At 62.7% G+C, this 7921-nt stretch carries 10 protein-coding genes; 1 reads left to right on the top strand and 9 read right to left on the bottom strand.

What is annotated here, in order from left to right:
• Positions 1–65 precede the first annotated feature (65 nt).
• The 9 genes from B348_RS0106385 to B348_RS0106345 form a co-directional block, all read right to left on the bottom strand.
• Positions 66–389 carry a DUF3392 domain-containing protein gene (locus tag B348_RS0106385; RefSeq protein ID WP_010207241.1) on the bottom strand — a complete coding sequence of 108 codons (324 nt, stop codon included), beginning with the start codon at positions 387–389 and terminating at the stop codon, positions 66–68.
• A gap of 18 nt (positions 390–407) precedes the next feature.
• Positions 408–1610: a radical SAM family heme chaperone HemW gene (hemW, locus tag B348_RS0106380; RefSeq protein ID WP_017735312.1), complete on the bottom strand. Its 1203-nt coding sequence runs from the start codon at positions 1608–1610 to the stop codon at positions 408–410.
• The gene (rdgB, locus tag B348_RS0106375; protein ID WP_017735311.1) at positions 1607–2203 is read right to left on the bottom strand and encodes an RdgB/HAM1 family non-canonical purine NTP pyrophosphatase; all 597 of its coding nucleotides are present in this window, start codon (positions 2201–2203) and stop codon (positions 1607–1609) included. Before rdgB ends, hemW begins: the two co-directional genes overlap by 4 nt.
• Complete coding sequence (locus tag B348_RS0106370; RefSeq protein ID WP_017735310.1) at positions 2200–2634, bottom strand: DUF4426 domain-containing protein; 435 nt, start codon at positions 2632–2634, stop codon at positions 2200–2202. The genes rdgB and B348_RS0106370 overlap by 4 nt, the downstream gene beginning before the upstream one ends.
• A gap of 21 nt (positions 2635–2655) precedes the next feature.
• Positions 2656–3276: a methionine biosynthesis protein MetW gene (metW, locus tag B348_RS0106365; RefSeq protein WP_017735309.1), complete on the bottom strand. Its 621-nt coding sequence runs from the start codon at positions 3274–3276 to the stop codon at positions 2656–2658.
• A 7-nt stretch (positions 3277–3283) separates the two neighbouring features.
• Positions 3284–4423 (bottom strand): homoserine O-acetyltransferase, encoded by a 1140-nt coding sequence (locus tag B348_RS0106360; protein ID WP_026136606.1) that lies wholly within the window; start codon positions 4421–4423, stop codon positions 3284–3286.
• Between the two features lie 187 nt (positions 4424–4610).
• A complete protein-coding gene (locus tag B348_RS0106355; RefSeq protein WP_017735307.1) occupies positions 4611–5198 on the bottom strand; it encodes a YggT family protein in 588 nt (195 codons plus the stop codon).
• Between the two features lie 27 nt (positions 5199–5225).
• Positions 5226–6044 (bottom strand): pyrroline-5-carboxylate reductase, encoded by an 819-nt coding sequence (gene proC, locus B348_RS0106350; protein ID WP_017735306.1) that lies wholly within the window; start codon positions 6042–6044, stop codon positions 5226–5228.
• Positions 6045–6077: 33 nt separating this feature from the next.
• Positions 6078–6764, bottom strand: a complete 687-nt coding sequence (locus B348_RS0106345) for a YggS family pyridoxal phosphate-dependent enzyme (protein ID WP_017735305.1) — start codon at positions 6762–6764, stop codon at positions 6078–6080.
• Positions 6765–6821: 57 nt separating this feature from the next.
• Here B348_RS0106345 and B348_RS0106340 point away from each other — a divergent pair, with 57 nt between their 5' ends.
• On the top strand, positions 6822–7856 hold the full coding sequence (locus B348_RS0106340; RefSeq protein ID WP_017735304.1) for a type IV pilus twitching motility protein PilT: 1035 nt from the start codon (positions 6822–6824) through the stop codon (positions 7854–7856).
• Positions 7857–7921: the final 65 nt, after the last annotated feature.

Genomic DNA, 7921 nt, shown 5'->3' with positions numbered 1-7921 from the left:
ATAGACCGAGGTGTCTGCATCGCAGGCAAGCCAGCTCCCACATTTGTTTTGCAGTGTGCTTGAGGTTAGCGGCGGTCTGCTACTACGCCGATCAGTACCAGCACCACCACCAACACCGGCGCCAAACTGTAGTTATTGAACTGGCTCAACCCCCGCACAATCCACGGCGTGGCGTAGATCAACGCCGCACCGCTGCCAATCATGCACAGCAACGCCATCAGCGGTACGCGCAACGCACCGGCCACGCTGCCCAGGCGGGCTTCGACCCAGCCCTTGATATCGGCGCCAAACAGCACCAGCAAGCAGCCCACCAATGCCAGGGAGATTTCCGACAGGTTGCTGCGGCTCCAGCGGGATACGGTGGCGAGCAGGTCGAGTACCAAATCCATTCGATTTCCTTAAGAGCGTCAGCTCAAAAACGTCTGCAACAGGTCATTGAGAAAGAGTTGCCCGCGGTCGGTCGCCGCCAGGCGTGACGGTTCGACCTGCATTAAGCCACTTTGTTCGGCCTCGCGGCGGCCTTCGTCCAGGCTGGCCAGCGCAAGGCCGGTACGCTCCGCGTACAGCTTGGCTTCGACACCTTCGGTCAGGCGCAAGGCGTTCATCAGGAACTCGAACGGCAGCTCCTCATTGGTCAGTTCCTTCGCGCCGGCCTGGAAGTTTTTTGCCGGGTTGAGGTAGTCCTTCGGCGCGCGGGTCTTCCAGGTGCGCACGATGCGCCCGTCCGGGTGGCTGAGCTTGCCGTGGGCGCCGGCGCCGATGCCGATAAAGTCGCCAAAGCTCCAGTAGTTCAGGTTGTGCCGCGCCGGGCGACCTGGCTGGGCATAGGCCGACACTTCGTACTGTGCGTAACCGTGTTCGGCGAGCAGCGCCTGGCCGGCTTCCTGGATATCCCACAACGTGTCGTCTTCGGGCAGCGCAGGCGGCTGGTTCCAGAACACCGTGTTGGGTTCGAGGGTCAGCTGATACCAGGACAAATGGGTCGGCTTCAGCGCGATGGCCTGGCGCAGGTCGCTCAAGGCGTCGTCCAGGGACTGATCGGGCAAGCCGTGCATCAGGTCCAGGTTGAAGTTGTCGAACCCGGCCTGGCGCGCCATGCCCGCCGCGCGGATGGCTTCATCGCCATTGTGGATGCGGCCCAGGGCCTCGAGTTTTTCCTGCTGGAAGCTCTGGATGCCGATGGACAGGCGGTTGATCCCCAGCTTGCGGTAGGCCACGAACTTCTCTTGTTCGAAGGTGCCGGGGTTGGCTTCCAGGGTGATCTCGATATCGCCGGCAAACGGGATGCGTGCTTCCACACCCTTGAGCAAACGGCCCAGGGCCGCCGCACTGAACAGGCTCGGCGTGCCGCCACCAAAAAAGATCGAACTCAGCTCGCGCCCGTAAACGGCGTGCAGGTCCTGATCGAGGTCGGCCAGCAAGGCGTCCACATACTCCTCTTCCGGCAGCACTTTGCTGGCGGTGTGGGAGTTGAAGTCGCAGTAAGGGCATTTGCGCACGCACCACGGAATGTGGATGTACAGCGCCAGGGGCGGCAGCAGGGGCAGGGCCGCCCGTGGTGTTTGCGCGCCGCCGTGGATCAGCGGCTGCGCAGAGGTGTTTTGGGTCATTTCAGGCTCAGGCGTTGGCGCAGCAAATCCATTGCGCGGGCGCGGTGGCTGATCTGGTTCTTGTCGGCCGGGCTCAGTTCGGCGCTGGAGACATTGCGCTCCGGCACCCAGAACAGCGGGTCATAGCCAAAGCCATGTTCACCGCTGGCGGCATGCAGGATGCGCCCGTGCCACAGGCCTTCGCAGAGGATCGGCAACGGGTCGTCGGCGTGGCGCACCAGGGCCAGCACGCAGACGAACTGCGCGCCGCGCTCGGCGTCCGGCACGTCCTTGAGGGCGTCCAGCAGCTTGGCGTTGTTGGCCGCATCGCCCTTGCCGTCGGCATAACGCGCCGAATAGATGCCCGGGGCGCCGCCGAGGAAGTCCACCGCCAAACCCGAGTCATCGGCCAGCGCCGGCAGGCCGGAGATGCGTGCGGCGTTGCGGGCCTTGAGGATGGCGTTCTCGACGAACGACAGGCCGGTTTCTTCCGGCTCTACCTGGCTGAACTCGCCAATCGAGCGCAAGTGCACCGATTCGCCGAGCATGGCCTGCAGTTCCTTGAGTTTGCCGGCGTTATGGCTGGCCAGTACGAGTTGGGTGAGTTTCATCATTCGGCCGGGAATTGTTCTTGGTTGAATTGGAAGCTATGGGCTTTGCCACCGGTTTCAACGTTGATGGTAAACGTCTTGTATTCACGCTGGGTGACGGAGTAGGGCGCCAGGTAACTGACCCCGCTTTTCTCGGTAATCTGCTTGAAGGTCAGGACCTCGCTCTTGCCGCCCAGGTCCTTGATGGTGCCGGTCACTTGCGCCGCTACCGGGGCAACGCCCTTGATCACGGTCACGTTGATCAAGCCCTTCTCTTTACTGCGCACCACGCCGATCTTCTGGGCGGTTTCCGGTGGCAGGAAGCTGGAGGTGAAGGTGTTGTAGTGGACGGTGATATCACCGAAGTCTTTCTTGCGATTAGCGTCGATAGAGTCCGCTGCGATGGCGCTGGCGCCCAGGCATGCGGTCAATAGAAAAATAGCCAAGCGACTCATGATCATCCCTCTTGAAAATGATTAGACGGCAATCTTGTGGTCGGTCAGGCCAGGGCTGCTGACCCGGTAGATACCAATTTCGCCCAACAGGTTGGGCCATAGTTTACTCGCCCAGCCGTGGCGGTGCTGTTGATCGACGGCAAGGCGGTTGATCACCTTGGCTTCACGTTCGCCACACAGGGCTTCGAAGTCTTCGAAGGTGCAGAAGTGGATGTTCGGCGTGTTGTACCACGTGTACGGCAGGAAATCCGAGACCGGCATGCGGCCCTTGGTGGCCAGGTACCAGCGGCAGCGCCAGTGCCCGAAGTTGGGGAAAGTGATGATGCACTGGCGGCCGACGCGCAGCATTTCGTCGAGGATGCGGTCCGGGTAGTGCACTGCTTGCAGGGCCTGGGTCATCACCACGATATCGAAGCTGTTGCTGGCAAAGTTGCCCAGGCCCTTGTCCAGGTCCTGCTCGATCACGTTGATGCCCTTGGCCACGCACTGGGCGATGTTGTCCGGGTCGTTTTCCAGGCCGTAGCCGGTGACTTGCTTGTTGTCCCGCAGCCAGCTCAGCAGTTCGCCATCGCCGCAGCCCAGGTCGAGCACGCGGCTGCCGGCGGGGATCCAGTCTTGGATGATGTCCAGGTCGGCTCTCATGGCTTTCTCACAATACGATTCGGTTCATGTAGTTGCTGAACGCTTGCAGGTAGCGCGGGATCGGGATCAGGAAGGCGTCGTGGCCTTGCGGAGCGTCGATCTCCAGGTAGCAGACGTCTTTGCGTGCGGCCATCAGGGCATCCACCAGCTCGCGCGAGCGCGCCGGCGAGAAGCGCCAGTCGGTGGTGAACGACATCACGCAGAACTTGGCCGTGGCGTGTTCGAAAGTCTTGGCCAGGTCGTCGTCATGGTTGGCCGCCGGGTCGAAGTAGTCCAGGGCCTTGGTCATCAGCAGGTAGGTGTTGGCGTCGAAACGCCCGGAGAACTCCTCGCCCTGATAACGCAGGTAGCTTTCCACCTGGAACTCGACGCTATGGAAGTCGTAGTTGAGCTTCTCGCTCTTGAGGCCACGGCCGAATTTCTCGCCCATGGAGTCATCGGACAGGTAGGTGATGTGCCCGACCATCCGCGCCAGCATCAGGCCGCGCTTGGGGATCACCCCGGCTTCCTGGAACGAACCGCCGTGGAACTCGGGGTCGGTGAGGATGGCCTGGCGCGCCACTTCGTTGAAGGCGATGTTCTGCGCCGACAACTTCGGTGCCGAGGCGATGGCCAGGCAATGGCGCACGCGGTCCGGGTAGCTGATGGTCCATTGCAGCGCCTGCATGCCGCCCAGGCTGCCACCGATCACGGCGGCCCATTGCTTGATAGCGAGCAGGTCGGCAAGGCGGGCCTGGCTGTGCACCCAGTCTTCCACGGTGAGCACCGGGAAGTCGGCGCCGAACGGCTTGCCGGTTTCCGGGTTGAGGCTGCTGGGGCCGGTGGAGCCGTTGCAGCCGCCAAGGTTGTTCAGGCTGACCACAAAGAATTTGTCTGTGTCGATGGGCTTGCCGGGGCCGATGCAACTGTCCCACCAACCGGGTTTACGGTCATCGGCAGAATGGAAACCGGCGGCGTGATGATGGCCGGACAGGGCGTGGCAGATCAGCACGGCGTTGCTGGCCGTGGCGTTCAGTTGGCCGTAGGTCTCGTAGATCAGGTCATAGGCCGGCAGCGAACGACCGCAGGCCAAGGCCAGCGGTTCGCTGAAGTGCGCCACTTGGGGCACGACCAGTCCAACAGAATCGGGGGGGAAGGCAGCTGGCATCGACCCTGCTCTCGTTTAAATGAGGCGTAAGTCTAAAGAGCGGGGACCCTAGCGGCAAGCAAACCCTTCCCGGCCGATCGTTCCCACGCTCTGCGTGGGAACGCCTCTGGTGACGCTCTGCGTCAGGTGATGGGACGCTGAGCGTCCAGGCTGCATTCCCACGCGGAGCGTGGGAACGATCAGCGTGTCAGATTAGCCCGAACAGCATCTTGGGCATGGCTGCAAATTCAGCCAGGTACGGGATCACCCAACCCTGGATCAACTGGATCGCGATGAACGCGAAGATCGGCGAGATGTCCAGGCCGCCCAGGTTCGGGATCCAGCGACGGAACGGCGCCAGTACCGGCTCGGTGATCTGGTACACCAGCTCGGCGCCAGGGCTGCGGCTGCCCGGTGCGACCCACGACAGGATCACGCTGATGATCATCGACCAGAAGATGATCTTCAAAAACAGCGAGAAGATGCCGATCAGCGCCCATGGCAACAGCAGCACGGTGTAGGGCAGGAAGCCGTTGAGCAACAGCACCACGGCAAACAGCAGGATCTGCAGCAGCAGTGCCAGCACCAGCGACGACATGTCCAGACCGAACATGCTCGGCACGATCCGGCGCAGCGGCTTGAGCAGCGGCTGGGTGGCCTTGACCACGAACTGGCACAGCGGGTTGTAGAAGTTCGCCCGCACCAGTTGCAGGATAAAACGCATCAGCACGATCAGCAGGTACAGGCTGCCCAGGGTCTGGATGATAAAAACAAGCGCGTCATTAAGGCCAAGCATGTTTGATTCCTTGATTGGGACGACTATTTATTTGCCCAGCTGCTCGGCCATTTCCGCCGAACGATGTGCCGCGGCACCCAGTGCTGTTTCCACCAGGGCTTCAAAGCCCCCGGCCTGGAAGGATTCGATGGCGGCTTGCGTGGTGCCGCCCGGCGAGGTCACGCGGCGGCGCAATTCGGCGGCGTCGACGTCGCTGGTCACGGCCATCTTGGCTGCACCCAGTGCGGTTTGTTCCGACAGTTGCTTGGCGATTTCCGCCGGCAGGCCCAGTTTCACGCCAGCGGCAGTCATGGCTTCGATCAGCAGGAAGAAATACGCCGGGCCGCTGCCGGACACGGCGGTGACCGCATCCAGTTGCTGCTCGGTGTCCAGCCACAGGGCGATGCCCACGGCGGACAGCAGTTCCTGGGCTTGATCCCGTTGCGCGGCGCTGACTTCGCTGGTGGCGTACAAGCCGCTCACACCCTGGCGCAGCAGCGACGGGGTGTTGGGCATGCAGCGCACGATCGGCTGGGCGCCGAGCCAGTTGTTCATGCTGGCGCAGGTAATGCCGGCGGCGATGGACACCACCAACTGCTGCGGTTGCAGGCTTGGGCGCAGGCTTTCGCACACGGCTTTCATGGCCTGCGGCTTGACCGCCAGGACGATCACATCGACGCCCTGGATGGCCTCGGCGTTGTCGGCAAAGGTCTCGATACCGTGCTCGGCGCTGACGCGGGCACGGGTCTCGGCGCCCGGGTCGCTGGCGCGGATCTGCGCGGCATCCAGGCCCTTGGCCCGCAGGCCACCGATCAGGCTGGCCGCCATGTTACCGGCGCCGATAAAGGCAATACGCGTGTTGCTCATGACAGGTCCTTATTCAGTGAAAAGTCAGCCATTTCACGGCTGGCCGTAGTCGCGGGCGCCAAACAGTGCAGTACCGATCCGCACCCAGGTGGCGCCTTGGGCGATGGCTGACTCAAGGTCGTGGCTCATGCCCATGGAAAGTGTGTCGAGCGGCAGATTCAAACCGGCTTGCAACTCGCGCACCGTGGCGAAGGCTGCATCTTGCGCGGCACGATCGTCAGTCGGCTCGGGAATCGCCATCAAGCCCCGCAGCTGCAAGCGCGGCAGCGCGCTGATCGCCTGGGCCAGGGCCGGCAGGTCGGCGGGCGTACAGCCGGACTTGCTGGCTTCGCCACTGACGTTGACCTGGATGCAGATGTTCAGCGGTGGCAGGTCAGCCGGGCGTTGTTCGGACAGGCGTTGTGCGATTTTCAGGCGTTCCACGGAATGCACCCAAGCGAAGTTCTCGGCGATAGCGCGCGTCTTGTTCGATTGAATGGGGCCGATGAAGTGCCAACTCAAGGGCAGGTCGGTTAATTCGGCCTGTTTGCCCAGGGCTTCCTGCAGGTAGTTCTCGCCAAAATCGCGCATCCCGGCGGCGTAGGCTTCACGCACGGCCTGGGCGGGTTTGGTCTTGCTCACGGCCAGTAGATGGATGCTGCTGGCGTCGCGTTGCACGGCGTCGGCGGCGGCGCGGATACGCTGGCTAACCCGCTCGATGTTGTCTGCTATCGTGGACATTCAAGATGCGCCCGTGGACATGGAGTCCGCGGCATTCTACTGGAAATGGAAAGCCCTATGGATATCACTGAACTGCTGACGGCAGGCGTGCGCCGTGGCGCATCCGACCTGCATTTGTCGGCCGGCCTGGCGCCGATGCTGCGTGTGGACGGCGAGGTCTGGCCGCTGGACTGGCCGGTGCTGTCGGCGCCCCAGGTGGCGGATTTGCTCAGCCCTTTGCTCAATCAACACCAGCAAAAGGATTTCGAAACATCTCTTGAAATGGACTTTGCCTTCGAACTGCCGGGCGTGGCGCGGTTCCGGGCGAATGTGTTCCAGCAGGATCGCGGCATGGGCGCGGTGTTTCGCACCATTCCCCATGAGGTCCAGAGCCTGCAAAGCCTTGGCCTGGGGGACGTCTTCCAGCGTATCGCCCAACTGCCCCGTGGCCTGGTGCTGGTCACCGGGCCGACCGGTTCGGGCAAGTCCACCACCCTGGCGGCGATGATCGACTACCTCAATCAGCACCGGCGCCAGCACATCCTCACCCTGGAAGACCCCATCGAATTTATCCACAGGCCAAAAACCGCGCTGATCAACCAGCGCCAGGTGCACCGGGATACCCACAGCTTTTCGGCGGCGTTGCGCTCGGCGCTGCGGGAAGACCCGGATGTGATCCTGGTGGGGGAGTTGCGCGACCTGGAAACCATCCGCCTGGCCCTGACGGCCGCTGAGACCGGGCACCTGGTGTTTGGCACCCTGCACACCGCGTCGGCGGCAAAGACCGTGGATCGGCTGGTGGATGTGTTCCCGGCGGGGGAAAAGGCCATGGTCCGCTCGATGCTGGCGGAGTCGTTGCAGGCGGTGGTGTCCCAGGTGCTGGTGAAAAAACTCGGCGGCGGGCGGGTGGCGGCTCATGAAATCCTGCTGGGCACACCGGCGGTTCGCAATCTGATTCGCGAGGACAAGGTGGCTCAGTTGGTCTCGGCGATCCAGACAGGTGGGGCGTTGGGCATGAAGACGCTGGATATGAGCTTGAAGGCGCTGGTGGGCGAGGGCGTGATCAGTCGGGAGGATGCGCGGGAGAAGGCGAGGGTGCCGACCGATATCTAGAAAACACTGATATCAATGTGGGGGCTGGCTTGTGTGGGAGCTGGCTTGCCTGCGATAGCATCTCC

The sequence above is a fragment of the Pseudomonas sp. CBZ-4 genome (assembly GCF_000346755.1).
Lineage (GTDB): Bacteria > Pseudomonadota > Gammaproteobacteria > Pseudomonadales > Pseudomonadaceae > Aquipseudomonas.
The sequence above is the reverse complement of the archived record's forward strand: the minus strand, read 5'-3'. Positions and strand labels throughout refer to the sequence as shown.